The 24,505-nt window shown below is 52.6% G+C and carries 31 protein-coding genes and 1 tRNA gene; 12 read left to right on the plus strand and 20 right to left on the minus strand.

Translation table 11 applies throughout. From position 1 onward, the window contains the following. Positions 1–21 precede the first annotated feature (21 nt). The 12 genes from HBUT_RS02245 to HBUT_RS02300 form a co-directional block, all read right to left on the minus strand. A complete protein-coding gene (locus tag HBUT_RS02245) occupies positions 22–507 on the minus strand; it encodes a 30S ribosomal protein S15 (protein WP_011821615.1) in 486 nt (161 codons plus the stop codon). A 146-nt stretch (positions 508–653) separates the two neighbouring features. Further along, entirely contained in the window at positions 654–1,226 is a 573-nt protein-coding gene (locus HBUT_RS02250; protein WP_011821616.1) for an XTP/dITP diphosphatase, read from the minus strand. Then, positions 1,211–1,891: a Kae1-associated kinase Bud32 gene (locus HBUT_RS02255; protein ID WP_052287736.1), complete on the minus strand. Its 681-nt coding sequence runs from the start codon at positions 1,889–1,891 to the stop codon at positions 1,211–1,213. Before HBUT_RS02255 ends, HBUT_RS02250 begins: the two co-directional genes overlap by 16 nt. Further along, complete coding sequence (gene kae1, locus HBUT_RS02260; RefSeq protein ID WP_011821618.1) at positions 1,882–2,973, minus strand: KEOPS complex N(6)-L-threonylcarbamoyladenine synthase Kae1; 1,092 nt, start codon at positions 2,971–2,973, stop codon at positions 1,882–1,884. The genes HBUT_RS02255 and kae1 overlap by 10 nt, the downstream gene beginning before the upstream one ends. Beyond that, positions 2,927–3,115 (minus strand): 30S ribosomal protein S27ae, encoded by a 189-nt coding sequence (locus HBUT_RS02265; protein ID WP_011821619.1) that lies wholly within the window; start codon positions 3,113–3,115, stop codon positions 2,927–2,929. Before HBUT_RS02265 ends, kae1 begins: the two co-directional genes overlap by 47 nt. Before the next feature lie 27 nt (positions 3,116–3,142). Continuing rightward, the gene (locus HBUT_RS02270) at positions 3,143–3,526 is read right to left on the minus strand and encodes a 30S ribosomal protein S24e (RefSeq protein ID WP_228546752.1); all 384 of its coding nucleotides are present in this window, start codon (positions 3,524–3,526) and stop codon (positions 3,143–3,145) included. A 94-nt stretch (positions 3,527–3,620) separates the two neighbouring features. Further along, the gene (locus HBUT_RS09165) at positions 3,621–4,070 is read right to left on the minus strand and encodes a GTP-dependent dephospho-CoA kinase family protein (protein ID WP_228546779.1); all 450 of its coding nucleotides are present in this window, start codon (positions 4,068–4,070) and stop codon (positions 3,621–3,623) included. Positions 4,071–4,146: 76 nt separating this feature from the next. Then, a complete protein-coding gene (spt4, locus tag HBUT_RS02280; protein WP_011821622.1) occupies positions 4,147–4,359 on the minus strand; it encodes a transcription elongation factor subunit Spt4 in 213 nt (70 codons plus the stop codon). 21 nt (positions 4,360–4,380) lie between these two features. Then, positions 4,381–4,947 carry a DNA-directed RNA polymerase gene (locus HBUT_RS02285; RefSeq protein WP_228546753.1) on the minus strand — a complete coding sequence of 189 codons (567 nt, stop codon included), beginning with the start codon at positions 4,945–4,947 and terminating at the stop codon, positions 4,381–4,383. Between the two features lie 100 nt (positions 4,948–5,047). Continuing rightward, a complete protein-coding gene (locus tag HBUT_RS02290) occupies positions 5,048–5,458 on the minus strand; it encodes a type II toxin-antitoxin system VapC family toxin (RefSeq protein WP_011821624.1) in 411 nt (136 codons plus the stop codon). Continuing rightward, positions 5,437–6,702 carry a translation initiation factor IF-2 subunit gamma gene (locus tag HBUT_RS02295; RefSeq protein WP_011821625.1) on the minus strand — a complete coding sequence of 422 codons (1,266 nt, stop codon included), beginning with the start codon at positions 6,700–6,702 and terminating at the stop codon, positions 5,437–5,439. Before HBUT_RS02295 ends, HBUT_RS02290 begins: the two co-directional genes overlap by 22 nt. Before the next feature lie 107 nt (positions 6,703–6,809). Further along, a complete protein-coding gene (locus HBUT_RS02300; RefSeq protein WP_011821626.1) occupies positions 6,810–7,463 on the minus strand; it encodes a 30S ribosomal protein S6e in 654 nt (217 codons plus the stop codon). 209 nt (positions 7,464–7,672) lie between these two features. Between HBUT_RS02300 and infB the strand changes: the two genes are divergently transcribed. After that, the gene (gene infB, locus HBUT_RS02305; RefSeq protein WP_011821627.1) at positions 7,673–9,511 is read left to right on the plus strand and encodes a translation initiation factor IF-2; all 1,839 of its coding nucleotides are present in this window, start codon (positions 7,673–7,675) and stop codon (positions 9,509–9,511) included. After that, positions 9,508–10,848: a hypothetical protein gene (locus HBUT_RS02310; RefSeq protein ID WP_011821628.1), complete on the plus strand. Its 1,341-nt coding sequence runs from the start codon at positions 9,508–9,510 to the stop codon at positions 10,846–10,848. The genes infB and HBUT_RS02310 overlap by 4 nt, the downstream gene beginning before the upstream one ends. Here HBUT_RS02310 and HBUT_RS08835 read toward each other — a convergent pair. After that, positions 10,818–11,684: an N-glycosylase/DNA lyase gene (locus tag HBUT_RS08835; protein ID WP_011821629.1), complete on the minus strand. Its 867-nt coding sequence runs from the start codon at positions 11,682–11,684 to the stop codon at positions 10,818–10,820. The genes HBUT_RS02310 and HBUT_RS08835 overlap by 31 nt on opposite strands. A gap of 220 nt (positions 11,685–11,904) precedes the next feature. Here HBUT_RS08835 and HBUT_RS02320 point away from each other — a divergent pair, with 220 nt between their 5' ends. From HBUT_RS02320 to HBUT_RS02330, 3 genes are all read left to right on the plus strand, one after another. After that, positions 11,905–12,894: a DHH family phosphoesterase gene (locus HBUT_RS02320; protein WP_228546780.1), complete on the plus strand. Its 990-nt coding sequence runs from the start codon at positions 11,905–11,907 to the stop codon at positions 12,892–12,894. Further along, a complete protein-coding gene (locus HBUT_RS02325) occupies positions 12,873–13,451 on the plus strand; it encodes a DUF429 domain-containing protein (RefSeq protein ID WP_011821631.1) in 579 nt (192 codons plus the stop codon). The genes HBUT_RS02320 and HBUT_RS02325 overlap by 22 nt, the downstream gene beginning before the upstream one ends. Before the next feature lie 99 nt (positions 13,452–13,550). After that, on the plus strand, positions 13,551–13,793 hold the full coding sequence (locus HBUT_RS02330) for a ferredoxin (protein ID WP_011821632.1): 243 nt from the start codon (positions 13,551–13,553) through the stop codon (positions 13,791–13,793). Between the two features lie 39 nt (positions 13,794–13,832). Here the strand turns inward: HBUT_RS02330 and HBUT_RS02335 are convergent, their stop codons facing one another. After that, entirely contained in the window at positions 13,833–14,564 is a 732-nt protein-coding gene (locus HBUT_RS02335; protein WP_011821633.1) for an ERCC4 domain-containing protein, read from the minus strand. 76 nt (positions 14,565–14,640) lie between these two features. Between HBUT_RS02335 and HBUT_RS09320 the strand changes: the two genes are divergently transcribed. From HBUT_RS09320 to HBUT_RS02350, 3 genes are all read left to right on the plus strand, one after another. After that, a complete protein-coding gene (locus tag HBUT_RS09320; RefSeq protein ID WP_011821634.1) occupies positions 14,641–15,180 on the plus strand; it encodes an SLOG cluster 4 domain-containing protein in 540 nt (179 codons plus the stop codon). 45 nt (positions 15,181–15,225) lie between these two features. Next, positions 15,226–16,350, plus strand: coding sequence for a M24 family metallopeptidase (locus HBUT_RS02345; RefSeq protein WP_011821635.1), 1,125 nt, complete (start codon positions 15,226–15,228; stop codon positions 16,348–16,350). A 179-nt stretch (positions 16,351–16,529) separates the two neighbouring features. Beyond that, on the plus strand, positions 16,530–17,705 hold the full coding sequence (locus HBUT_RS02350; RefSeq protein ID WP_011821636.1) for a DUF763 domain-containing protein: 1,176 nt from the start codon (positions 16,530–16,532) through the stop codon (positions 17,703–17,705). Positions 17,706–17,759: 54 nt separating this feature from the next. On the opposite strand, the gene HBUT_RS02355 is transcribed toward HBUT_RS02350, so the two are convergent. The 5 genes from HBUT_RS02355 to HBUT_RS02375 are packed head-to-tail and all read right to left on the minus strand — an operon-like array spanning position 17,760 to position 21,092. Further along, entirely contained in the window at positions 17,760–18,170 is a 411-nt protein-coding gene (locus HBUT_RS02355) for a 30S ribosomal protein S8e (protein ID WP_011821637.1), read from the minus strand. Positions 18,171–18,215: 45 nt separating this feature from the next. Further along, complete coding sequence (gene yjjX / locus HBUT_RS02360) at positions 18,216–18,785, minus strand: inosine/xanthosine triphosphatase (RefSeq protein WP_011821638.1); 570 nt, start codon at positions 18,783–18,785, stop codon at positions 18,216–18,218. A gap of 53 nt (positions 18,786–18,838) precedes the next feature. Next, positions 18,839–20,176 carry an RsmB/NOP family class I SAM-dependent RNA methyltransferase gene (locus HBUT_RS02365; RefSeq protein ID WP_011821639.1) on the minus strand — a complete coding sequence of 446 codons (1,338 nt, stop codon included), beginning with the start codon at positions 20,174–20,176 and terminating at the stop codon, positions 18,839–18,841. 6 nt (positions 20,177–20,182) lie between these two features. Beyond that, positions 20,183–20,452 carry a ketopantoate reductase family protein gene (locus HBUT_RS02370; protein WP_194840492.1) on the minus strand — a complete coding sequence of 90 codons (270 nt, stop codon included), beginning with the start codon at positions 20,450–20,452 and terminating at the stop codon, positions 20,183–20,185. A gap of 22 nt (positions 20,453–20,474) precedes the next feature. Further along, positions 20,475–21,092 carry a ketopantoate reductase family protein gene (locus HBUT_RS02375; RefSeq protein ID WP_011821640.1) on the minus strand — a complete coding sequence of 206 codons (618 nt, stop codon included), beginning with the start codon at positions 21,090–21,092 and terminating at the stop codon, positions 20,475–20,477. A 127-nt stretch (positions 21,093–21,219) separates the two neighbouring features. On the opposite strand from HBUT_RS02375, the gene HBUT_RS02380 reads away from it, so the two are divergent. The 3 genes from HBUT_RS02380 (at position 21,220) to HBUT_RS02390 (ending at position 23,134) form a co-directional block, all read left to right on the plus strand. Then, on the plus strand, positions 21,220–21,570 hold the full coding sequence (locus HBUT_RS02380; RefSeq protein WP_011821641.1) for an H/ACA ribonucleoprotein complex subunit GAR1: 351 nt from the start codon (positions 21,220–21,222) through the stop codon (positions 21,568–21,570). Positions 21,571–21,605: 35 nt separating this feature from the next. Then, positions 21,606–22,460, plus strand: coding sequence for a transcription initiation factor IIB (locus HBUT_RS02385; protein ID WP_194840493.1), 855 nt, complete (start codon positions 21,606–21,608; stop codon positions 22,458–22,460). Positions 22,461–22,699: 239 nt separating this feature from the next. Continuing rightward, positions 22,700–23,134 (plus strand): helix-turn-helix transcriptional regulator, encoded by a 435-nt coding sequence (locus tag HBUT_RS02390; protein WP_011821643.1) that lies wholly within the window; start codon positions 22,700–22,702, stop codon positions 23,132–23,134. Here HBUT_RS02390 and HBUT_RS02395 read toward each other — a convergent pair. Continuing rightward, positions 23,131–24,321: a tRNA (guanine(10)-N(2))-dimethyltransferase gene (locus HBUT_RS02395; RefSeq protein WP_011821644.1), complete on the minus strand. Its 1,191-nt coding sequence runs from the start codon at positions 24,319–24,321 to the stop codon at positions 23,131–23,133. The genes HBUT_RS02390 and HBUT_RS02395 overlap by 4 nt on opposite strands. Positions 24,322–24,424: 103 nt before the next feature. On the opposite strand from HBUT_RS02395, the gene HBUT_RS02400 reads away from it, so the two are divergent. After that, positions 24,425–24,501: transfer RNA gene (locus HBUT_RS02400), tRNA-Thr, on the plus strand. The last annotated feature ends 4 nt before the right edge of the window (positions 24,502–24,505 follow it).

A 24,505-nucleotide genomic window follows, 5' to 3' on the forward strand; every position in this document is an offset into this window, starting at 1 on the left:
TCCGTAGAGGGGTTCGGAAGGCTAACTTGCAGGCTTCTCCTCCCTGTAGAGGCCGCCTGCCACGAGCAGCTTAGCCTGCTGCGGATCGTACTTCCAGTCCCTTGGCAACTTGCCGACGCGTTTGTAGTACTCTGCTAGCCTCCGAATCTTCGACTCTAGGTCTAGGAGGCCCTTCTTCGCATGAGTGTCCTTAGGGTGCTCCTCAAGGTGACGTCGGAGGTTAACAGCTTTCTCTATGAGACGGAAGAGGTCCTCAGGGACAACCATCTTTATGCCGCGCTCTTCTAGAACCTCGGTTATCGACTTACCGAGGATAGGCTTAACCAACGGTATGCCAAATTGGTCTCTGAGAATTATTCCTATCATGCTGGGACCATAGCCCTTCCTTGCCAGGTCTACGATTATCTCCTCAATCTCCTCGGGGTCGTACTGTATCCACTTGGGCACGGTGGGTGTTGCAGGTCTTGTAGAGTGCGACCTACCCTTCTTCCTCCTCTTACCAGCCACAAGACACCACCCCGTTCCCGGCGAGTGGGAGCTAGGCCCCAGCCCATCTAGGGGCTGGGGAGCCCCCTACTCCCGGGGGCTCCAGGTCTCGTTGCGCGGCTATGCCCGGTAGGGGGCTATAAGTAGTGCTATCGCTCGCAGCACTGCTATCGTGGCGGCCCGTATTGCCGTAGCCATCTGCACAGCTCTCTGGCTGCCTTTCCGCGGTGCGAGAACTTGTTCTTCTCCTGGGTTTCCATCTCGGCAAAGGTCTTAGACGAGCCTTCGGGTATGAATACTGGATCGTATCCGAAGCCCCTATCTCCGCGCGGCTTCTCAGCGATTACTCCGTGGACTGTACCGGTGAATACTTCCACGCCTCCACTATGAGCTAGGGCTATGACGGATTTGAAGTATGCTCTTCGGTTTTCAACATCCTCCAGGAGTTTAAGCAGCCCCCTAATACCTATGGTTTTGAAGACGTAGGATGAGTAGGGTCCGGGGAACCCGCCGAGAGCTTCCACAAAGAGTCCCGCATCTTCTACTATTACTGGACGCTGTAAAGCCAAGTATGCTTGAATGGCTGCATAGGCGGCAACATCTTCGAGCCTATTGGACTGTACTTCTAGTTTTGATGCCGCTGCTGGCTCTACTCGGTAGCCGCAGCTCTGGAGTACCTCGTTTATCTCTTCAATCTTGTGCTTGTTTGTGGTCGCGATGAGGATTACTCTTGCCTCCATGCTGTCCTCCTCTCCGCCCTATAGCGGCCCATGAGCCTTATCTCCCTCACAAGCTCCATAATCCTTTCCGTCTTATCGGCACCCCGCACACTGCGGTAGCCCTCAAGGAAGGCTTCAAGCATTTCCTCGACGGCTTCAGGGTGTGTCGATTCTAGGCTGCGCATGTAGAGGTGCACGTCCACAGCTTGTTCACGTTCGCTGCTCTTTAGCGAGGCCAGCCCAAAGTCTATGAGGAATATGTTATCGCCAGCTACAAGTACGTTACTCGTTGTAAGATCTCCGTGGCTTATACCTGCCTCGTGCAGTTTTGCAGCGTAGGTCCCGAATAGTCTTGCGAGGCTTCTCGCCCTGGGGTCGCCCGCCTCTATAAGGTCAGCCAGCTTCACACCATTGATATACTCCATTACTATGATGCTGCAGAGAGGATCCACATAGTATAGCTTTGGCACGGGAACCCCTGCTTCGAGAGCTGCAAGCATTGCACGAGCCTCGGTCACCGTGCGTCTCCACCGGAGTCTAGTATCTAGTGCTGCGTGACGGTAACGCTTTGGAAGGCGAAGCTTTAGCACCGCTCTTTCTCCGAGCCAGTCTATGAGGTAGAGGTAGGCCTCAGCACCCCGAGCAATGGGCTCTCCTAGCGTCTCGACTAGCTGTTCTACCTCCACGGGATCTCCACCACATCTAGTCTCCATCGCTGCTTCACCACCGACTCCTCGACATCAACCGTTATCCCTGCAAGATAGTTGAGAAGACCTGTCCAGGCTATCATTGCACCGTTATCACCAGCTAGCTGTGGTGGCGGCCAATCCGCTACAGCACCGTGGTATGATGCCATGCTTCTAACCTTGTTGCGAAGTATTGGGCTTGCTGCTACACCGCCCGTTAACATCACCGATTTCTTCCTCGTGTGAGCCAGCGCCCTTTCAGTAACCTCGACAACACTACCATAGGCTACCTCGCGTAGGCCTAGACATACCGCAGCCTTCTCATCCTCGCTACCAGCCTTAGTCCATAGCCGTAGAGCCGCTGTTAGGAGCCCCGAGAACGAGACATCCATACCCTTGACAACGTATGGCAGATCCGCTGGCTTCGAGGCTGCTTCTGCACAGCGGTCGACAATGTGTAGACCCGAGACAATATATGGTGGCGCTATTCCGGCGTCCCTAGCAAAGGTGTCTAGGAGGTTCCCAAGTGCTATGTCGAGGGTCTCCCCGAACACCCTATACCTGGCCTTGGCATAAGCAGCCACGACGGTATTTCCGCCGGATACATAGAGGACTACTGGGTCGCCGAGCCCGGTGTAGAGTCTCGCAATCTCTATGTGCGCCACGGCATGGTTTACTGGCACCAGCGGCTTGCCATAGTATGCCGCTAGCCCTCGAGCAATAGTGGCACCAACCCTTAGCGCTGGCCCAAGACCAGGACCCAGCGCGACAGCCACAGCATCAATATCCCGTATCGATAGGCCGACGGTGCGGAGCGCATCGAGTATAACTTCTGACGCTACACGGGCGTGATGGCTAGCAGCCTCCCGGGGATGAATACCACCCTTTGGCGGATGGTAAGTATCACGCACGCTAACGAGAATATAGGGAGGCTTCGTCGAGGCTATACCCACACCAAAAGTGTGTGCTGTAGATTCTATCCCTAAAACGTATATCTCCTCGTCCCAGCCCCCAACACGGTATAGTTGGCGTGGATCACCTCTTGGCTTCCCTAACGAACTCGGTGTGTCCACACTTACCACAATGCCACCTCGGCACCGGCCACTTGTGGAACGCCATGAAGCTACCGCAGCGTGGACATATCTTGTTCTTCCTCTTTATTGTGCCAGTGTTGTAGTCGTACTCGTAAAGTCTGTGCACATAGAGCTTAAGCTCCTTCGACATGGGGCTCCACCCCTCACATTAGTGTCCTTACTCCTCCATCTCCTCAGGAAGCTTGTTCCGCTCAATTATGTGCTTAGGCTCGAACTGCAACGCGCGCTCGGGCGTGTCGTAAACATGTATCTCGACCTTACTCCTACCAACACCATACTCGGATAGAACCTTCCTAATATACACTCTCTTCGCATCCACACCAAGCGCTTCAGCAACCTTTATGCGCAGCTTCATCCTGCTAGGCGTAGACTTGCCTACATGGAGTATAACCGCGTCTATCTCACGCCTCTTTATGAGCGGGTTATACCAGTCCCGTACTATGTAGAACTCATAACCTTCGCCAAGGTCTACGTTGAGCTTCTTAGCGTTCTTTGGCCTTAACATTTCAAGCACGTCAGCCGGCACTCCCGACTCCGCCATAGCATCCACCCGGGGCCAGCTGAGAGCCGAGTGTCCCTCTTAAACTCCCGCGCGGTATCAGCTAGCCAAGGATTATAATGCTTATGCCTCCTCCCTAGCAGGGCTCGAAAAACTCCAAAACACGCATGGCCAACAACTTCGCTTCCCGGTTGACAGCTGCAGCAACAACACCCTTACCCGGCAGGCCATAGAGAACAACAGAACCCACATCACCGTAGAGGAGGGCTGGCAATGCCAACAAATCCTCCTCGCCATCAACTCTAACTACTGTATGGCCCTGGCGTAGCGCTTTACGGATAACCTCAACAGCCCCAGGCTCTACAGTCGATCTCTCATTACGAGTTCTCAGGATGGCATAGCCCTCAGGAATTGACGGACACGTCTTATCTCTCCTTGCCTCCACACAATCGAACACCATTACCCACGGTTTGACTCCATGTCGGATAAGTGTTTCCGAAACCCTATCACCCACAGCTACAACTCTACGATGTCTGGCGTAAGCAGCAACAGCCGAATCGTTTGGCAACAATTTGGCGGCAGGCATACGCTGAGCTAGGAGGGAGCGTAGGCCCTGGGGAAGACAGAGACGGCTATGGAAAAGATGGTACACTTTCGCCTCTTCACCTCACTTTAAGCGCATACCTTCCAGGCCTTGTTATCTCGAGCTTCTTAGCTATCAAAGACTTCTCAGGGTCAAGAATTATGACTACACCTTCCCAATCCTCAGTGAGGTCCGTAGAGCCACAAACAGAGCAGCGTGTAGCCTCACGGGGTACAAGGCTCTTACACCGTCTACAAGCCTTGAATGGTGGCACCTTTACCCGCCTACCCAAGATCTATCACCCCTTTGAGGTCTACTTAGCCTCGATCCTCTTACGCTTATGCCACTCAGTCTTGCCGAGGTATGGTTGCCTCATGGTTAACTGTATTCTCGGCCTGCCAATAGGCTCCGACGGCATCGATACTGAGATAACTCTTGTCCTCACTATATCGCCTACCTCGACTATGCGTCTCGTGCGCTCGCCTATGAACGCACGACGCTGTGGATCGAATATTACATGTTCATCCATTACCTGGCTTATATGAGCTATGCCCTCGACGGGACCTAGGCTTATCCTCGCAAATGACTGCTGGATAGACACAACTACACCCTCAACAACCTCCTTGACTATGGGCTTGAAGGCCAAGACACTATACTCTGAGTCGTGGTAAGTTGCTCCATCACCCGGTATTACTCTACCCTCCTCGCTAACCTTAACATCAAATATTGCAACTATAACACCCATCTCGGGGTGTACGTAGCCTACATACTTCTCCGTTAGAACCTTTAGTGCTGCCTCCTCCAGCGACATACCGAAGAGGCTGGGGGGTATTCTGACAACATCCCTTACACGATAGATGGCGTACAAGGTGTCACCCACACCAGCACCACATAGTCGTAGTGTATGCTCTAGGATTACCCGGCGAAAGCATGCTCTGGGGAAATATTAAAGTATGCCCGTCATGCAATAAGGAGGGGCCCTAGCCCTCAAGCATAAGGCCGTGTCTTGACCTGCGATAGTATATGTTCGGTAGGCCCTTTTCGCGGAGCCTTCTCCTAAGCTCTCCGTCAGCCGTCGCAACAATAGCCACGGGGTCTGAGAGCGCTAGCTCCAGTATGGCGTCATCAGCACTGACATCAGTTGTCTCGACTATTTTGCAGCCGCGAAGCTCTATTGCATGAAGGGCTAGCCTAGCAGCCCTTCTCTGACGTAGACTCTGGCCGCTAGATGCTAGCCGTTGTAGCTCATCTACAACAGGCCTGGGGACTATGCATTCGGGCTTAGCGTCGAGAAGTTCTTCAACTTGGCCGAAAACATCAACACCGTCATAGAGGAGCATGAGCATGCTCGTATCGAAAATAACCCTTCTCAGTCTCGTACTACACCCCATCCAACCAACCTCCAGCGGCCAAAGATTTGCCGAGATAGCGCTACCCTTGCGCCCTCCCACGCTACTACCGGCCTCCTAAGCCTGACCTCCATCTCGTCACTGGTAACTCTCGTGATTACGCCGAGTGTTATTGCCGTGCCGACTGTCAGCATTACTATCTCCTTAGCCCTTGGAGGTGGAACCTTGACAAACTCTCTCGTACCTACAGCTCTTTCAAGCATGTGGTATTCAAGTCTCAACGTATCCCTTACTGGCGGTAGATGACCAGGCTTACCGAGAACATTACCCACAAGGTTGTCAGCCTTAGCAACTGCCGGATCAAGCTTTGTACCAACCGCCACTAGGCCTCCAGGCTTTGCCTCCTCAACCTCGAGCTCTCCAAACCTTAGGCTTACAACCTCCGTTACTATTGGCTCGTAACGCACCCTACCGCGCTCCTCTACACGAACACCAGGTGCTATCTCTACCTCGTCTCCAACCCTTAGCACTCCCTGCATTAGTGAGCCGCCAACAACCCCTCCCTTCAGCTCCTCGACTGTTGTGCCTGGTTTGTTTACGTCGAAGCTACGCACGATAAACATTAGTGGTGGCTTTGACGGATCCCTCTTTGGTGTCGGTATAAACTTCTCAATGGCCATTGCCACAGCATCTATGTTTACCTTGTGGAGGGCACTTACGGGTATAATCGGGGCATTCTCCGCGAAGGTTCCCTTGACGAACTCTTTTATCTCCCTATAGTTGTCCCGCGCCCTCTCTGGAGTGACTACATCGACTTTGTTCTGGACTATGACTATGTTATGCACACCAACAATGTCGAGCGCCATTAGGTGCTCATAGGTCTGTGGCTGTGGACACCTCTCATTAGCAGCTATTACCAGTAGCGCCCCATCCATTAGCGCCGCACCGGAGAGCATCGTAGCCATTAGTATCTCGTGTCCCGGTGCATCAACGTAGGATACCTTGCGTAGGAGCTTGGGCACAGTACCCTCGGGACATAGCTCTGGGAACGGCTGATAGGCCTCGACACCCTCCGCGCCTTCACAATACCATACTTCGCCTTCTGCATAGCCCAGCTTTATTGTCATGCCGCGCTTGAGTTCCTCACTATGCTTTGCCGTCCACACGCCAGTCAGTGCTTGGACCAGCGTTGTCTTGCCATGATCTACATGGCCTGCCGTTCCAATGTTTACTTCTGGCTGACGGCGACGCTGCGCCTCTATCTCCTCCCTATCAAACCTTGCCATTACAGCTCCCCCCGCTAGCTACCCCTAACAACCCCTAAAACAATGTGCGCCCCTCCTGGAGAAACTACCGAAAACTAGCTGCTAAGAGGTAGCTGTTTTAGCAAACGCTACTCCTTCTTGGGGTATACAATCACAGTGTTTATCTGTACAATGTCGTGTGTTATCGTGTTGCCCCTAACAGTCTTCCTCCGACGCTCGCCCTTCTCCCTGGGGTGGAAGCCTGGCGGGCCGGAGAGTAGCACACGCTTCTTCACAGGACCTGGTATTGATGGTAGCATTGGGAAACCGCTATTGTCGCTCCCGCCTCTGATTAGCAGCTTGTAGCCGGGTAAGCCTACGAGACCTCCGTCGAAGGTGTCTCCTATCTTTAGCCCTATGAGCTGGTCTGCAGCTGGGCTCGTAATTGTTATCTGCCAGGCCTTTGCTCTAAAGACCTCGCCCTCGGCCTCCTCAGCGCCCACCTTGTCGCCTAGCCACTCCAAGCTGACGTGCACTGTGTCCTCGGGTACGTTTGCGTCGGCTGTGGCCTTGCACGTGTAGTTGAACTTTCTGTCCTCCTTGCGTATCCTAACCGTGACAATGCCATGTACAGCGTTAAGTTTCTCTAGTAGCTTGGGGTTAAGCTTGCACACTGGAAGCTTGCGCTGATTCTTTTCATCGTCCCCATACTCTATTGACTCGTCTCCCTTAACCTTCACCTTGTAGACCGGTAAGTCGGCCTTTGCCTCCGGATCCGATATTACTATCTTGAACTCGGGCATTCCAGCCTACACCCCGCCTGGGTTCATCCCCGGGCCCAGCTGGTTGGGCCCAGCATCCCCCTCCCAGCACCGTGGGAGGGGCCGTGGAGCGCTAGCCGTGGGCACCCACTAATTAATTCTCGGCTCTACCTTACTGCCCCGGCTTCCTAGCCATGCCCGTTATAGGGGGCTACTCGTCCTTTACGCCTTGTGGGGGGTGAGAGTATAGCATGGCAGAGCAGAAGACAAGCGGCAGGAGGCTTAGACAGCCCATTGTGGTAGTGCTAGGCCATGTAGACCATGGTAAGACCACGTTGCTAGACAAGATACGCGGCACAACCGTTGCCGCAAAAGAGCCGGGACTCATAACCCAGCATGTTGGCGCTAGCTTCGTACCCGCAAGCGTTATTGAGAAGCTAGCTGAGCCGTTGAAGAAGATTATACCATTCAAGCTCATCATACCAGGCCTACTCTTCATAGATACCCCTGGCCACGAACTATTTGCCAACCTCCGCCGCCGTGGCGGCAGCGTAGCAGACTTCGCCATACTAGTCGTAGATATTAATGAGGGCTTCCAGCCGCAAACCTACGAGTCCATAGAGATTCTCCGGCAGCGCCGCGTACCATTCGTTGTTGCTGCGAACAAGATAGACAAGATACCGGGGTGGAGGGCTAACCCGGACACACCATTCCTCATATCACTCCAAAAGCAGGCGCAGAGGGTGAGGGAAGAGCTGGAGAGGAGACTCTGGGACAATATTATCTCAAAGCTCTACGAGCTGGGCTTTCAAGCTGACAGGTTTGACAGGATTAGGGACTTTACCAGGACCGTCGCTGTGATACCCATCTCTGCCAAGACAGGCGAAGGTATAGCAGAACTGCTAGCCGTGCTTGCAGGCCTTACACAGCGCTACCTGCAGCATCGTCTACGCTTTGCTGAGGGTCCCGCTAAGGGTGTCATCCTCGAGATTCGTGAGCAGCCAGGCCTGGGTACTGCAGCAGACGTCGTGATATACGACGGCGTGCTCCGGAAAGGCGACATAATCGTAACCGGTGGACTTAACGGCCCGGTAATAACACATGTAAGGGCGCTATTGATGCCTAAACCGCTCCAGGAGATTAGGGTTGCCAAGCGCGAGCTAGAGCCCGTAGAGGAGGTCTACGCGGCTGCAGGTGTTAGGATTGTTGCGCCAGGTCTTGAGGAGGCGATTGCAGGTGCACCCGTCTTCGTTGCTAGGGACGAGGGGGAAGCTAAGCAGCTAGCAGAGAAGGTTAGGAGGGAGATAGAAGCTCTGAGGATTAAAACTGAAGCTGAGGGCGTAATTGTCAAGGCCGATACGCTTGGCAGCCTTGAAGCGATGATAGAGGCTCTGAGGAAACGTGACATACCCATACGCTACGCCGATGTAGGCCCCGTAGCTAAGCGCGACGTGATCGAAGCAGTTGCCAGCAGGGAACTCAACAAGTTCTATGGCGTCATACTAGCATTTAACGTGAAGGTACTACCAGAGGCTGAGGAGGAGGCTAAAAAGCACGGCATAACAATCTTCACCAACAACGTGATCTACCGGCTGCTAGAGGACTTTGAGAAATGGTATAAGGAGCAGGTAGAGGCTGAGCGGAGGAAGGAGCTTGAAAAGCTTGTGAGACCAGGCAAGATAAGACTCCTGCCAGGCTATGTGTTTAGGAGGAGTAATCCTGCAATAGTCGGTGTCGAGGTCCTGGGCGGTGTGATAAAGCCCGGCTACCCCTTGATGAGGGAGGATGGAAAGAGAATCGGCACCATTCACCAGATACAGGACAAGGGCAAGGTTATACATGAGGCTCGTGCTGGCATGGCAGTTGCTATATCGATACGTGGCCACGTGATGGTCGGTAGACATATCGACGAGGGAGATGTACTTTATACGGATATACCGGAGCAACACGCAGTACTGTGGCTAACGAAGTTTAAGAGCGAGCTAACAGATGACGAGATGGTGGTGTTGAAGGAGATAATCAAGATTAAAAGGAAGCAAAATCCCGCCTATGCTGTCGTCCTGGGTAAGCCTCAGGGAGCCAAGCCTTGAGATGCACAGATGGAGAAACTCCTTTTTACGAAGCACTTCCCGGCACTAGGCAGGTAATAGAGCTAGCTAAGCTTTACCGGGAAAGGCTGGATGAGAAGGGGCTTAACCCCAAGCTACACCTGGTACCCTCAATGTGTTGGCGCGACAAGGGCTCCCACGTAGAGGCTTGTGGATATAGTATTGAGGCATTAGCAGCCATACCCCTAGAGGAGGGGGAGGCTGCAGGCAAGCCAGTACTTCTCACCCACACTGATGACTTAGCCAGACTGGAGCCGGGAACCGTAGCCCTCATACCCCTACCCCTTAAGCTCAGTAAGATCCTTGAAGTACTCGCCAGAGCTGCATGGAGAGGTATCGCCGCCATAATCTTCTACTCCAAGGAGCTGATAAGACCACCCACTTTACGTCTAACGACTCTTCCCACGCCTCTCACGGTTTCTCTCTCAATTTCTGCTGCCAAGAGACTGGCCTCGTGTAGCTGGGTTAGGGTTGCTGTCTCCGCAGAACTGTACGAGTGCTCTACACCACTTCTACGAGCTGGAGAGCCGAGGGCACCAAGACTGCTTGCACCACTGGGATATCCCCATGGCTCCGGCATTGCGAACGCTGCACGGCTGGCTGTGGAGTTAGCTACGAGGTTTGCAGAAAAGAGAGGCGACACTAGCTCCGTAGTGCTCTACTCCCCGAGGCTTGCTGGCACAATACCCTTTATCGGTTCGACTGCAAACATTGTCTCGACTGAAACGAGTATGTTTGGCAGCTTGCTCGTAAGCATTGAGGGCTACGGAGACGTTATGGATTCTAGTAGCGTGCTCGATAAGCCCCTCTCTGAGGCCTATACACTGCTCCAGCAGGACATCCTGGCCGCGAGAGTCGGCAGCATCGAGGATAGCTTCCTAGCCGCTTGGCACGAGCGCCGCAGCACCGACATAGACGGGCTCGCTAGACGCCTCAACAGTATCCTTGACAACTCAAGTACCCGGCTAAGGGCTTTGCACACACTTCTTCGAAGGATCTACATGGAGCTTGCTTTGACTCCCTTGACCAGGCTCAAGAGCATAGTGTATCGCACTGCAAGGCTTATAGAGAAGCAGCAAGTGAACGGACTACTCCCCATCACAGCACTTCTCCGCCGCGCCATAGTGCCTGGCCTCGGTGTTGTATGGGGGCTCGGCCTAGCACACATAGCCTACCGGACTAACAGATCCGGCTGGGCGATTGATGTTGACTCTGGACAGCTTATTCAAGCTTTCCAAGCTAGTGTAAGGCTCCTCGAGCATCGCGACGCCATGTTAGCTGAGCGGTTTTACAGGGCTGTGTTGGGCGGAAACCTGTAGACAATCTCAGATGCTATCTTGCGGGCAGAGGGCCAGCTTATGGAGCCCCCACTGTAGGATACAAGTCTCCTTGCATACTCGTCGCGAGCATACTCGAGTCCTCTACGCAAGTTCTTCTCCATCTCTGCAGCCGGCAACCATATCACGGCATCAAGCCTCATTGCTGGTATGCTAGAAATCTTCGCTATTTCGCTCCAAGCCTCTATAGCTGCATCTGGCCGTGACACTATGGTTGATATGTCTGCATCAGCTATACCGGATGTTACTGTTATTAATGCTACACGCCTATCAACAGGTAACGGTATTCTCTCTAGCCCCCTAACCTCCACGTTCAAGGCTTTGAAGAGATAGTAGGCCATCTTGCCTGCAAACACTATCGTCTTCTCATGCCTTCTCGCCCTAAGCTGTCTAGCTAGCATTTCAACCAACAAGCCTACATCGCTGTAGCGTAGCGGATCACTTGCAACATCCTCAAGGAGAGGAGCTGCACGACGTATCCTCAAGAGCTTCTGCTCTACAAGCCTACGATTGCCACGGCTCTCTGAGAGGAATCCTCTGAAGGCGGAGACTATTTCCTGTGCCGTTCGAGGGAGCCCGGCTTTAGAGAAGTAGCTTGCAAATTCTAGCCAGTACTCCTCCCCCTTCAACGTGAGCCGATAGCTTATGAGGGCATTAGCTACAATAACTGCTAGAGCCTCCACACCATATTTTTCAGCTAACATGCTGATAGCCTTGTACTGGGGATCACGCCTCTCAATAACATCGAGGGCGTGTGGGCTAACAACTGCTAGTGCCTCGCCCACCCGTCTAACCCTTAGACCGTTAATGCTGTACACTGCCCTGTAACCCCATCCTGGGACAGCGGGATGCTAGCAGGTATAAGGGGGAACCAGCGCTAATACCCCTACCCTCCGCTCTCCAACTATGTATGGGCCGTTGAGGAGAAACACCGGAGGGAACCCAGCTAGTAGGCCCTCGCGGGTTATGACCGGGGTCGGCGTCGCTGAGGCCCCCTACTTTAGCTAATGGATGCTTGGTGGTGAGTACGTATTGAAGGTGCATATCGTAACACACACGGATCTTGATGGCGTGGCATCAGCCGCGATATATCTTAGGCTTTCGGGGCTAAAGCTAGGGGTGGACGCATCCCTCACGTTCACTGAACCCCACAAGCTCCACAAGACGCTCCAGAGCATAGAAAGTGTCAATCGAATAGTAATAATGGATCTGGGCCCTAACACTTCAACGATAGAGAAGATTGCTGACACGCTCGCCGGCTTCACATCGAAGGGTGTAGCTGTAGAGTGGTATGACCATCACCGCTGGCAGGAGGAGTGGATTGCAAGACTTAGAGAGCTGGGGGTACGCGTGCACATAGACACTACCACATGCGCTGCTGGTGTAGTTGCACGGTACGCGCCAAAAGAGCTTGGGATTGATGTTGACGATTATGCTGAGAAACTGGCGGCAATAACCTGTGCCGCTGACCTCTGGCGCTGGGATGAACCAATGGCTACGAGGCTTTACCGCGTAGTAGACAGGTATCGTGGAGCACGAGGTGACCAGTGGCGCCGTAGACTTGTCGAGGGGTTTGTCTCGGGCTCCCTCTGGTGGCCCGAACTTGATGGAGCTCTTAGCGATTATCTCCGCCTAGAGTTTAGCGGGTTTAACTACGCCCTCCGGAACACTGTTGTACGCGACATTAATGGCTGCCGTGTCGTGGCAGTGCTGAAGAGGCCTGGGCCGCCGAGTGCAAGTATTCTCGGCAACATTCTACTCTCAAGGTTCTCGGCAGACATAGCTGTCATAGTGAGGGCCAGGGGGAGCAAGGGTATAAGCTTCCGCTCATCAAGAATTAACGTTAGAGAGATAGCCATTAGGCTAGGAGGTGGCGGACATCCCAAGGCTGCTGGGGCTCCCCTTAGTTTGAGCCTCCCGGAGAGACTCATAGCACTCTTCTACCCTAAGGTCAAGCTTAAGGCTGTCATGAGGAGTGTTGAGGCTGTGTTAAGGGAGCTTGGGGGATGCGAGAAGCTACGACTGTAGCCGGAATAGATCTAGCTGCATCGCCGCACCGGCCTACCGGTGTGGCTATAGCTTGGCGCACCACCGACAAGTGGCGCCTTACCAGCGTCACGACTGCATCCTATACAGATAGCCAGCTGATAGACCTCCTAGCTGGAAGCGGCGTCCAGATAGTCGTGGTTGACGCTCCCCTAACCTTGCCAGAGACTGGCGGTTTCCGCCGTGTTGAGAAATTGTTTCTCCGTATTGGTGCACGCCTCCTGCCCCTAACAATAGGATCAATGCGCAAGCTAGCAGCTAGAGCTGCGAGGCTTGCTAAGACGCTGAGGGACCTTGACATGGAGGTCTACGAGACTCATCCAGCCAGCGTTCTCAGAATAGCTGGCTGCAATAGTGTGGAAGAGCTACTCCGCGTCATAGGAATTGATGCTGGCCAGCCACTCCCAGCTAGTAGACATGCTTTGGATGCCGTTGTAGCTGTTACTGTAGCTGTGTGCATCGTTGAGGGGTGTGCCGAGAGCGTTGCTGCAGAGGACGGAGAGATTTTTTACATTCGGAGAAAAATATGCGAAAGGTAAGAACTACACTACACACGTTCAAGTTTTCTACCGCCCCGTTCTAGTAGAGAATTTCTTTTTATACCCGCACAAACTGTGGTATAGAAACGGTGAAAAGGCATGGCCAAGCTACGTGTAAGAATCGACAGAGACCAGTGCATTGCTGACATGGTTTGTGTGAGCCTATGTCCAGACGTCTTCGAGATAAATGAAGAGGACGGCAAGAGCCAGATTAAGGCTCAGTGGCGCATTGACCCGAACAACCCAGCTGAGGGCGAGGTAACTGAGGAGCTCAAGGATTGTGTAACCTCTGCTGCTGAGTCTTGTCCAGTAAGCATCATACATGTAGAGGAGGTGAGCTAACACCTACTCTCAACGCATAGAACCGCCTACTCCCTGTTTTTAGTTCTTGTCAACTTCTCCGCTAACACTGTTCCACTCAGTGTTGAATATCAAGTATATCTCGCGGGCTCTCTTTTCACCGATACCCCTCACCGACATTAGCTCCTGCACACTAGCGTTTGCTATGCGGCGAAGCGTCCCAAACCTTTCGAGAAGTCTGCGGGCCAGTGTTGGGCCTACAAGGCCTTCAGCAACGTAGAGTATACGCTCGGCTAGGCTCATTGGCTTCTTCTCTACACGCAGCCTCACAACGCGTTTCTCCTCGGTCCTACCAAGGCTCCTCGCTTTAGCCGCCAACCATGCAATTGTTGCTTGCTTGTTGTGTGTCGGGATTACGGGTATGCCCCAGTCGAGTACGAGTTCATCTATAACCCTTAACACCGCTGCTATGTTCCACCTTGTCCTCTTTTCAACTAGGCCTAGCCAGCCTTCGAGAACAATGACTGGTTTTATGCCCTCCCTGGCTGCAGCTTCTCTCAGCCTCTTAGCTTGGTCCCAGACACGGTTATCCCTAATACTGTTGGCGAAGTCTATAACAGTCTTCCTCTCGACGAGCAGTGCCTTAGACGGGTCTGTTGCAAGGAGGTAGTAGTCGCCTGCCTCCAACTCTTGAACCGCAACGCGCAGTCCACGGCTCCGCAGTCCCTCAACTATATCCTGGTTCTTTGAAGCCTCACGACTATCAACTATTACGTCGACGGGTACTAGCAACTTCCCGGAGAGTATGGGCAAGGCTTTCCTCCCTAGCTCCTCGCGGGGAGAGCTATTCGTATCAGGTGCCGTGCTATAGGCTGCACGGGTTGAGACCGTGACTGTGCAGGTCGGGTTTGCAGCATATAGTGGTGAGCCTAAACCAGTGCATATAGAGGCTGTGAATGATATTATGGAGGGCCTATTCTCAGAGTGCGAACCGGATACTGTGACAATTCTGCTCGGAGGATATCGCGGCTTAATGAGGCTTATAGCTGATGCCGCAATGAAGCATGGTGTTGGAAGACTCGTGTTCATCATACCACCAGAATATGAGGCTATGAGCTATCCGGAGGGTTCGGTGGTTATCCGTACCGGGCTCGGTGTAAGGGAGAGAAGTAGCATACTCGTCCGTAGTTCTGACGTGCTCGTAGTTGTTGGCGGCGGCATTGGCACCCTCTTCGAGGTTATGCTGGCCTGTAGCTATGGCATACCGGTACTAATGCTTAGAGGGACTGGGCTTGAGAGTGACCGATTCGCTAACTGCTACAGCGACGGTATTCTCGATTCCAGGCTCGGACGCTGCATAGACTACTACAACGACCCGAAGCTCCTTGGTGCTGAGGCCTGCCGAGTTGCGAGGAGGAAGGCTAAGTAGTCTCTCCACCAACAGTGTATAAGCGGCTCCAGCGGGTGTATAACCTTGTACCGTTCCAGGCTTAGGAAGCTCGAAGGCCTGGCAGAGGAGAAGAATGTCTGCGGAGCACTAATAGTCTCAGCCTCTAACGTGTTCTACTTCACCGGGTTTAAGGGCGGTTTCCTCCTCTATAGCAGGAATGTAGGGTTTAGGCTGCTCGTACCAGCCCTGGAGTATCTACGCGCCTATGACACTGTACGAGAGAATGCGCTTGATGACCTGGTCACTGTTGTAGCTTACAAGCCATACGGCTTACCAGGCGAACTAAAACTAGACATTGAAGGCGAAGAGATTGTTGAGGGTAAGGCTATAGACGCTATTGCGAAATTTGTTGGCAAGGGGTGTATATTACTAACTGATGCTGATTCGAAACAGTTCATCTCGGAGCTTGAGGCTAAGGAGTTGAAACTTCAAGATGCTTCTAAAGACATAGCTCTAATGAGGGCGCTGAAGGAGCCCTGGGAGATTGAGCGCATGACGGAGGCGGCAAGAATTGCTGAGGCAGCTCTCAACGAGGCACTTGCAAACCTCGAGCCCGGGGTTACGGAGCTTGAAATAGCCGCAATCATAGAACGGGAGATACGGGTAAGAGGGGCTGAGGACCACTCCTTCCCACCAATAGTAGCGTTTGGAAAGAACACGGTCTACCCTCACGCCATACCCTCTGCTAGGCGAAGACTCGAGGATGGCCAACCAGTGCTCATAGACCTCGGAGCGGTGTATAAGGGGTACTGCAGCGACATGACTAGAACGGTTGACTTTGGCGGTGTTGGCGACGAGTTTACAGCCGCGCTGAGAACTGTTATAGATGCTGTTGAAGCTGCAATAGACGCTATAGAGCCCGGTAAGAAGATAGGAGAGGTAGATGCTGCTGCTAGGAGAATTCTTGAGAAGCACGGCTATGCCAAGTACTTTATACATAGCCTGGGCCACGGAGTTGGAATAGACGTACATGAATACCCGCGAGTATCAAGCGACAACAATGACGAACTAAAGCCAGGCATGGTGATAACAATAGAGCCAGGAGTGTATATACCCGGTAAGTTCGGAGTTAGAGTCGAAGAGATGGTGCTAGTGACAGAGCGGGGTCCAAGACTGCTAACAAGGTTCCCACGAGAGCTATGGGTCTAGAGAATATGGTAGACATGCTACACCCTATATTCCTCCCATTACCTATTAGTCTTTCTCATCAAAACAAGAACCAGCCATGTAGCTAATTCATGACATTTTGCAGGTTTAGCCGATAGGATGTAGAATCCTAATACGACTGCTCCTACCCTTCACAACATAACTATGTGGGGCTGCTGGAAGTGGCATATGCTGGTGTTGCTGATTTACCACTACATACGGGGCATGTACCTGCATGGCTAGCCGCATACATGAAGAAGCTTGCCAGGGCTATAATGGAGGCTGTTGTGGAGTTTTATGGCCCCCGTAGGCTCGTGGAGTATTTTGCTGATCCAGTCTGGTTTCAAGCTTTCAACAATGCTATAGGCATGGACTGGGATAGTAGTGGTTCGACAACAGTAACTATTGGTATTGTGCGGCAGGTTGTAGAGGAGACCCCCCACCTGGGCATCGGCGTTGCCGGTGGTAAAGGTAGGAGGGCGAGAGAAACACCGAAAGATTTAGAGATTATTGGAGAGAGGCTGGGGCTTCCCTCGAGAATTGTAGAAGAGCTTAAGTATGTGTCAAGGCTCGCTGCTAAGACCGATTCTGCCGTATTACAGGATGGCTATACGCTTTACCACCACTCTGTTATAGTGTCTGAGGATGGCGCTTGGGTTGTCATACAGCAGGGTATGAATGTCGAGGCTAAGATGGCGCGTCGTTACCACTGGCGTAGCCCACTGCCACGGACGCCAACTCTCGAACCACACTCTGCTATTGCTTCTCAGCGCCGCGAAGACTTTGTAGTTGATCTAACAAGCAGAAAGAGTCTTGAGGCTCGAAGACTAATAGTTGACTTGGCTAGCGAGAATCCCTCCAGACTTGCTAGTAGTATACGTGAGGCTTACGCGCTTGCTAAAGGCATTGTGCCATTAACAATGTGGAGCAATGTTAGGGATGAAGCGCGCAGAGTTATTGAGCAGTACAGACGCTACTATAGGCCTCAGCTAAAACCGCCCAAGAACATAGAGGCTGTGCTTAGGAGAGTCTGGGAGTTGTCTCCCAGGAGCTTTGAGGAGCTTGTAATGATTGAAGGGGTTGGTCCAGCCACGCTTAGAAGCCTAGCCCTCGTCGCAGAAATCATATATGGTGTCCCAATTAGCCATCACGACCCGGCATCGTCCCCTATAGATCCGTTCCGCTACGCCTACATAGCTGGAGGTAAGGATGGCGTACCATTTCCCTTCCGTAGAGACTATGCCGAGAAGGTGCTGGAGTTTCTTGAGGCTGTAATTCGAGAGGCTAGACTCGACGAGAAGTCCAAGCGCCGGGCACTGGCAAGAATACAGAGGCTTGCAAGTCTACTACCTAAATAGAGACATCCCTTGCACCGTCAAGGTCGAGTAAAACCAGGTAAGCGTCTTACCCGCCTAGCCTGCTGGCCTCTCGCTACGCTTCTCTATCAGTACAGCATTTATGACTCCGTCCTGGCCGGGCCTCGATGTTACCACAGCCTTACCAAGCTCCGTCTCTATGATTGTACCCTTAACTATTATGTTTGCACGCGCATAGTGCGGGTTTGCTGGTGTCTCAACAACTCTTAGAATGCGAACTTTACGCGCTGTATTAGTCTCCGGATCGATGACATTTGCATACGCAGCTCTCTTCAGCCTTATCTTATAGTTTCCACCGCGAACCCTTATGTGGACCCTTACGTCGCGGTTATCTAGCCTTGTGAATGTTGGATATCTGCCCATCCAGTACTTCCTCTTAACCTTCTGGTGCGGACGCTTCTTGCCGCCCGTAGGCTTCTTTAGGTCGTTACCATGGTAAACGCCCATCTAGCCTTCGCCCCCTAGTGGTTATTGGCGCAGCTGCCTGGCTGCCTATAAGTTCTCTCCGCCGCTGAGCAGCTCGGTATAATGTGGCAGCTCGGTGTATAGGTCCGGGTTGAGCCTGGGCACGAGAGCCATTAATACAGCTAGGTATGTGAGGTCTGTACGCGTTACTAGACCGCGAGTGAGGTAGCCTATTATGCCTAGCCTCTCCCCGATGTCCCTGCGGCCTGTGACCCTGGTAGCTATTTCGCCTAGCTCGACTCGCCTTCTAAGCTCGGGGAGCCAGCTGCGCGGTATTGGGAATGCTGGGCTAAACCCTATGCTTACCCCGCCATTGGAGTCTACAACCACTGCTACTTGCAACTCTAGGGGCTCAACATATTCCACGAGGCCAGCCTCGACTCCTACTCCATAGTCCGCCGAGAGCCTCTTCTGTGCCTCAAGGGCGCGACTTATCGCACCACGAAGTACCTCGTCCAGTCCAATAGGCTGAACAGGCACTCCACTCTCAACAGCAACACCCTCAACAACAGCTTCACATAGCAACCTTAGGGCACGGCGGACAGCATTAACTTTCACCGGGTTTGTTGAGCCAACAGCTACTCTGCAAACCCCCACACTAAAACACCAGGTTGGAACATGGGGAACTACGGGTAATTATCGCTTCAGCATCACTCCTTCCTTTCTAGCAGCGCATAGAAGAACCCTGTTGTCCCGTGTCGGTGGGGCCAAGCCCTCATAGTGCCTGGGAGAAGCGGGGATGGATCATATGGGCCGGTAAGGGGCACAATCTCGATACCCTTCACCGTCTCTAGTAACCATTTTATGTTCTCCTCGCCCTCCTCGGGTAGAACGCTGCAAACCGTATAAAGGAGGAGGCCGCCAGGCTTTAGCAGCTTAACAGCTTCAAGTAGTAAGCGGCGCTGGAGCCCCACATGCCTTACTATGGCTTCCCTTGTGAGCCTCCACCTGGCCTCGGGATGCTTTGCCAAAGCACCAGTACTAGTGCAAGGTGGGTCAAGGAGAACTCTATCAACTCTGTCCCTGACATAGCGGGATGCAAAGATCGCATCACTTCTAACTGGGTATATTGAAGGCCACGTGCCAGTGCGCGTTGCCAGCTCTATTAGCCGCTCAAGCCTATCTATAAAGACGTCTATCGCTACTATCCTCGCTCCGAGCGCTGATAGCTCGGCTAGATGTGTTGTCTTGCCTCCAGGAGCAGCACACATATCGACTATTAGCTCGCCGGGCTTTGCACCTAGTAGGTAGCCAGCAGCAGCACTAGCCTCGTCCTGCGGCACGACCTTGCCCTCAAGTAGGGGTTTAAACCGGCTATAGTTGAGGGAGCCCTTGTAGGATACGTGGTATGGTATGCGTGTACTAGGCCACGCATCTACTCCTGCATACTGAAGCTCCTCAATAATCTCCTCAACACTGGCCTTTAACCTATTGACGCGAAAGCCTAACGTGGGCCTATCCGTGTTTACAGCTTTTGCAAACTCTTCAACCTCACCGGGAGGTAACAGCTTCTGAAGCTCCTCTACTAGTATCCGGGGAAGAAGGAGTCGATACTCTAGCTCTTCGAGCTTCGTGGATGGACTCCAGGGCTCCTTCTCTAGGCTCTTGTAGAGCCTTACTACCAGTTCCCCCATCCCCGGGTACTCTGACTCAATAATCCTCGCAAGGTTTTCTATGAGAGACTCACTAAACACTCTGTCGCCCACCGTATCGAATTGGGAGACCATGACTGCTAGTCGTAGAGCCTGCATGACTGGTGTGGGATAGTCAATTCTGCCTATGCGTTCAGCTATTATCTTATCCACGATGCCGAGTAGCCTAAACATCCTATAGGTTATCGCTGTAAATACACGGTCGTACTTTGTGCCCAGTATGTGGTAGCGTGCAAAAACCCTCCTCTTTGCAGCTTGAAATGGCTTAATCCTGTCGCCAAGCACTAGGGCTTCAAGATAGGCTCTCGCTATCCTCACCGTAACCCTTAGCGGCATCCCAAGCTAGCCCCTTAATACTTCTTCCAGCCCTTTAACAGCAAGGTATACCGCCATGTTATAGGGAGTGTAGAGCCCCCGGACAACAGCCTCGCGGATAATATAGCCATTTATGTAGTCTACCTCGGTCGCAACTCTAGCCTCTATATCCTGTAACATTTTAGGTCTACAACCCCGCACAGATACGAGTTCCTTTGCAGCTTCAACTGGTCTTCGTAGAAGTTGTATGCCAAGCTTCTCAGCTACAAGCTCAACCTCGCCTGCAAGGGACTCCACTAGCTGCATAGCATAGCTAGACCTAGCGAGCCTTGATACTGCAACCACCTAGTAAGGCTGATACAGGCTGCACCGAGGCTGCCACTGACAACGCATCCCAGGCAACTGATCCGATTTTCTCGGAGCCATAAAGCCTAGCATCTAGCCTGTATACCTTTGCGATGTCCATCACAACACGACCTGCATCGTTAAGCCCTGCAAAGACTGCAAATCCGTTACCACTCCATTCAACTGTTGAACTAGTTATCTTCCACACACAAGTGCCGAGGTGTAGAAACCCCGCAATAGGAAATCCAGCACTCTCTGCCTCCTCGAGAGCCAAGGGTGAAGGTTGCAGCAAAACGATTCCAAGAGCATCGCTTGAAAGAAGCTGGCTAGCCACTTTCAGCCCTTCCCGGAGCCCATTAAGGCGAAATGCCAGGAATGCTAGCTTATACTGTGGCTGAGCGAGACTGACATGCGCTGCTGAAACCCTTGCATAGGCCTCGCCATGTCCAACAACTCTAATACCATTAGCTGCTATTGCAGCAACCGCCTCATCGTGGCTACAGAAGAGGATGGGCTTGTAGCCGGAGGCTGCTAGCCCAGCTGCAAGGAATAATCCCGTACTACCACATCCCACCACGGCGATTTGAATCAATGCAGGCCAACACCCTATGCTGGGATCTTGAGCCTCCCCGCTTATACGCTGGACTACACTGCAATACCATGTGTATAGGAGTAATAATAGGAGCACCCCGCCACCCCCCTAGCTAGGGATCCATGCTTTGAGAAGGTTGGGCACCGTGCTACATACAACACCGAACGGATACATAGTGGTGAAGCTAGAGGAACAGCAGCCACCGCCACTCAATGTTAGGGTGTATGACAGGGATCTAAGGCCCATAGGCGTGCTACTCGACATCATAGGCCCTGTAAAGGAGCCCTATGCCGTGGTTAAGCCCGCGAGTAGGGAGATCAAGCTGGCTAGTGGCGAAGTGGTATACTATAAGCCGCCTAGGCCACAGAAGAGAGGCAGGAGGCCGCGCAAAACGAGAACTCCAAGACAACACCGTGGTAGACAGGCTGGCCGGAGGGGTGGCGGGGGTGGTAGGGGGAGGGGAGGTAGGAGGAGATGAGTATACCTCTACCCAAGGGTCTGGAATATTGTCCCGTGTGTAAGGCGCCCCTAAAGCTCTACGCTAAACGTGATGGGAGTAAGCTAGTCTGCACCAACTGTGGCTACGTGATAGACGATGCACCACTAGACACTGGACCCGAGTGGAGGAGCTATACTGAAGAGGATAGGCTGCTTAGGAGCAGGGTTGGCGCACCTTTAACCGAGCGGGTACACGATAAAGGCTTGACAACATATGTCCAGCGGAACCGCCGAGACCCACGTGCAATGAAGATTGTGCAGCTACAAACACAGCTTAGAACCCACGGCCAAAAGAAGATGATTAAGCTCCTGCAGGACCTCAATCACTTTGTCGCAAAGCTTAATCTCCCACCACGCGTCGCCGAGACCATGGCTAAGCTCGTGAAGAAGCTATACCTTATGGGCGTTATCAAGAAGAATAATGAGCATGTCTACCTTGCAGCTGCAGCAGTCATAGCTTCAAGGATAGAGGGGCACTCACTAACAATGCGCGATGTTGCCGAGACTCTCGGACTGAGCAGGCAGGAGATTTGGAAGGCTTACAGGAAGATAGTGACAAAGCTCAAGGTGAGAGTTGCAACTCCACCCAGACCACAAATGTACGTATCAAAGATAGCGTCAAAGCTCAAGCTTTCTGGCGAGGTTGAGGCATTAGCTACCCGATTCACAATAATGCTAACCAAGACCGGTATTGCGCAGGGCAAGCCGCCGGAAGCTCTGGCAGCTGCAGCCGTCTACGTGGCATCCATACTACTCGACGAGAAAAGGAACCAGCAGAGAGTCGCACAAGCAATAGGAGTTACGGATGCAACAATAAGGAACAGGTATAGAGATATCGTAGACAACTTCTACATTGAGGTTAGGCTTTAGCTAGACTTCTTTCTCCCTTTCTTCCAAACCTGTCTAGCCACCACCACATATTTCATACTGGCTGCCCACTTTACCGCCTTCAACGGTTTACGGTAGTGTGAACCCGCAAATCTATGCCGGATAAAAATATAGGGGCTCCAAACCCTATTATTACAGTTCGGTGGCTACAGCTACTGTATGTACAGTCGCCGCCTACAGAACAAAGCTAGCTTTAGCGTAGGGGAAGGGGAGGCCAGGCCTTGAGTACGGCAATAGAGCCCTCGATAGAGGATGTTGGATACCGTGGTCTTGACGAGCTTGAAGCGCGTGCCCTCGAGATCATAAAGTCTAGAGGCAATGAAGGCATCTACCAACATGAGCTGTGGAAAGCATTAGGCCTTGATAGTCGTGAAGGGTCAAGGCTGACATTGAGGCTCCTAAAGAAGGGACTTATTGTGCGCGAACCTGCCGTGCATAGAGGTAGAAGGACTTACAAGTTATACCTGGCTAAGCAGGTTAAGCAGCAGGTTCGGCTAGAGGTGAGGATAGGTAATGCTCTGGAAATACCATGCTTTACCTGTAAGAACCTTGAAAAATGCCATAGTGGCGGCTTCTTCGACCCGATAAACTGCCCTATGTTTGGTGCCTGGCTCAACACTAAGATTAGGATGTTGAGGAGGGCGATGCAGAGCTAACGCCTAGTTTCTAGGAGCATCTTTACCACAGCCCAGTGGGGTGCATTAGTTTTAAAGCCGCGTGGATCGAAATGCGTTCTGGTTGCATTGTAGCCTCGGTTACGGAGTTCCTCGACTACTGTGTTCATCTTAGGCATGTTCATGCGTAGTATACTGCATAGCTTGTCGAGCCTATAATAGGGCTTTACTATGTCACACTCCTTGAGGAGTTGTTCTAGAAGTTTTACAACCCTATCAGGTTCTGCTAGTATGTCCCACATCTTCTCAGCTTCTCTCAACATCTCCTCTATGAATGACTCGTCGCAGAGCTTCCCGATATATAGTGGGCCTACTATGCCTAACTGTGCTTGGCAGTAGGGGCAGCGTTCTAACGGATTGCTAGCTAGGCTAGTGTAGCCACAGCTGTAGCAATATGCACCGTAGCCTAGCTGTTCCAGTGACTTATCTGCCCGGCCTGCCCCCCGCCATAGCTCGGCATAGATTCGGACATAGTAGTCTACATAGTAGGCTAGAAGTATGCGGACACCATACTCGTGTGCTGCTGCGCGCCTTATAATGTAGCCTGCTAGTATACGTACTGCCTGCTCTTTTTCCCATGCAAGTCTTCCAGGCCTTACATCATAGCGTCGGCGTAGAGCTCTAGGATGCGTTCCAGAGAGGGGGGCTGTATCTGTCGCTGTTACAGCGAGTACGCCTCGGGGTCTTAGGGCTTGTATAGCAGTGTCTAGGAATGGCGCGGGACTACCGAAAGGATCTATATCTATTATCGTTGGCTTCACCCCCATCCTCGGAAGCCGCGCCATAAACTCGTTTGCATCCGCCTTTTCCACACGAACTCTCTCGGAGACCTTATTCCGCTCAGCATTAACTCTCGAGAGGTATACGGCGTCGGAATCTATGTCTGAGGCAAACACTATTGCCCCAGCCTCAACAGCATAGCGTACCGCCCTAACACCACTACCAGCAAGTGGCTCTACAACAACGAGCTTATCGAGTCCACGTAGCCTAGCATATGTACGCGCAAACACCACCGCTATGTCACGATTGAACGCCATCCTCGGATTATAGAAGACTGGCGCCCACGCAGGCTCGTAGACACCATTGGGTCTACGATAGACATCCATGTCAGGTACAACGATTTCCACGCCGCCTTCACGTACGACTCTCACTGGGAATCCTACATCCATACCAGCTATACCCCTAACATCCCTGGCAGAGGTGGGGGTGCAAAAACAATGAAACCGTAAAGAATATACCCACACACCATTAGATGCACAGCCTACACTGGAAGCCGCCGTAGCTCAGCCTGGCGGAGCGCCGCCCTGGTAAGGCGGAGGTCCCGGGTTCAAATCCCGGCGGCGGCTCCACCTG

The organism is Hyperthermus butylicus DSM 5456, from assembly GCF_000015145.1.
Lineage (GTDB): Archaea > Thermoproteota > Thermoprotei_A > Sulfolobales > Pyrodictiaceae > Hyperthermus > Hyperthermus butylicus.

Bases quoted from the DNA above. Each gene is read 5' to 3' on its own strand.
- HBUT_RS02365 (WP_011821639.1), bottom strand. From the start codon at position 20,176: ATGCCGCTAAGGGTTACGGTGAGGATAGCGAGAGCCTATCTTGAAGCC.
- HBUT_RS02250 (WP_011821616.1), bottom strand. From the start codon at position 1,226: ATGGAGGCAAGAGTAATCCTCATCGCGACCACAAACAAGCACAAGATT.
- HBUT_RS02300 (WP_011821626.1), bottom strand. From the start codon at position 7,463: ATGCCCGAGTTCAAGATAGTAATATCGGATCCGGAGGCAAAGGCCGAC.
- HBUT_RS02330 (WP_011821632.1), top strand. From the start codon at position 13,551: ATGGCCAAGCTACGTGTAAGAATCGACAGAGACCAGTGCATTGCTGAC.
- HBUT_RS02265 (WP_011821619.1), bottom strand. From the start codon at position 3,115: ATGTCGAAGGAGCTTAAGCTCTATGTGCACAGACTTTACGAGTACGAC.
- HBUT_RS09165 (WP_228546779.1), bottom strand. From the start codon at position 4,070: ATGCCTGCCGCCAAATTGTTGCCAAACGATTCGGCTGTTGCTGCTTAC.
- HBUT_RS02270 (WP_228546752.1), bottom strand. From the start codon at position 3,526: ATGGCGGAGTCGGGAGTGCCGGCTGACGTGCTTGAAATGTTAAGGCCA.
- HBUT_RS02395 (WP_011821644.1), bottom strand. From the start codon at position 24,321: ATGGATGTAGGATTCCCAGTGAGAGTCGTACGTGAAGGCGGCGTGGAA.
- HBUT_RS02295 (WP_011821625.1), bottom strand. From the start codon at position 6,702: ATGGCAAGGTTTGATAGGGAGGAGATAGAGGCGCAGCGTCGCCGTCAG.
- HBUT_RS02325 (WP_011821631.1), top strand. From the start codon at position 12,873: ATGCGAGAAGCTACGACTGTAGCCGGAATAGATCTAGCTGCATCGCCG.
- HBUT_RS02355 (WP_011821637.1), bottom strand. From the start codon at position 18,170: ATGGGCGTTTACCATGGTAACGACCTAAAGAAGCCTACGGGCGGCAAG.
- HBUT_RS02290 (WP_011821624.1), bottom strand. From the start codon at position 5,458: ATGGGGTGTAGTACGAGACTGAGAAGGGTTATTTTCGATACGAGCATG.
- infB (WP_011821627.1), top strand. From the start codon at position 7,673: ATGGCAGAGCAGAAGACAAGCGGCAGGAGGCTTAGACAGCCCATTGTG.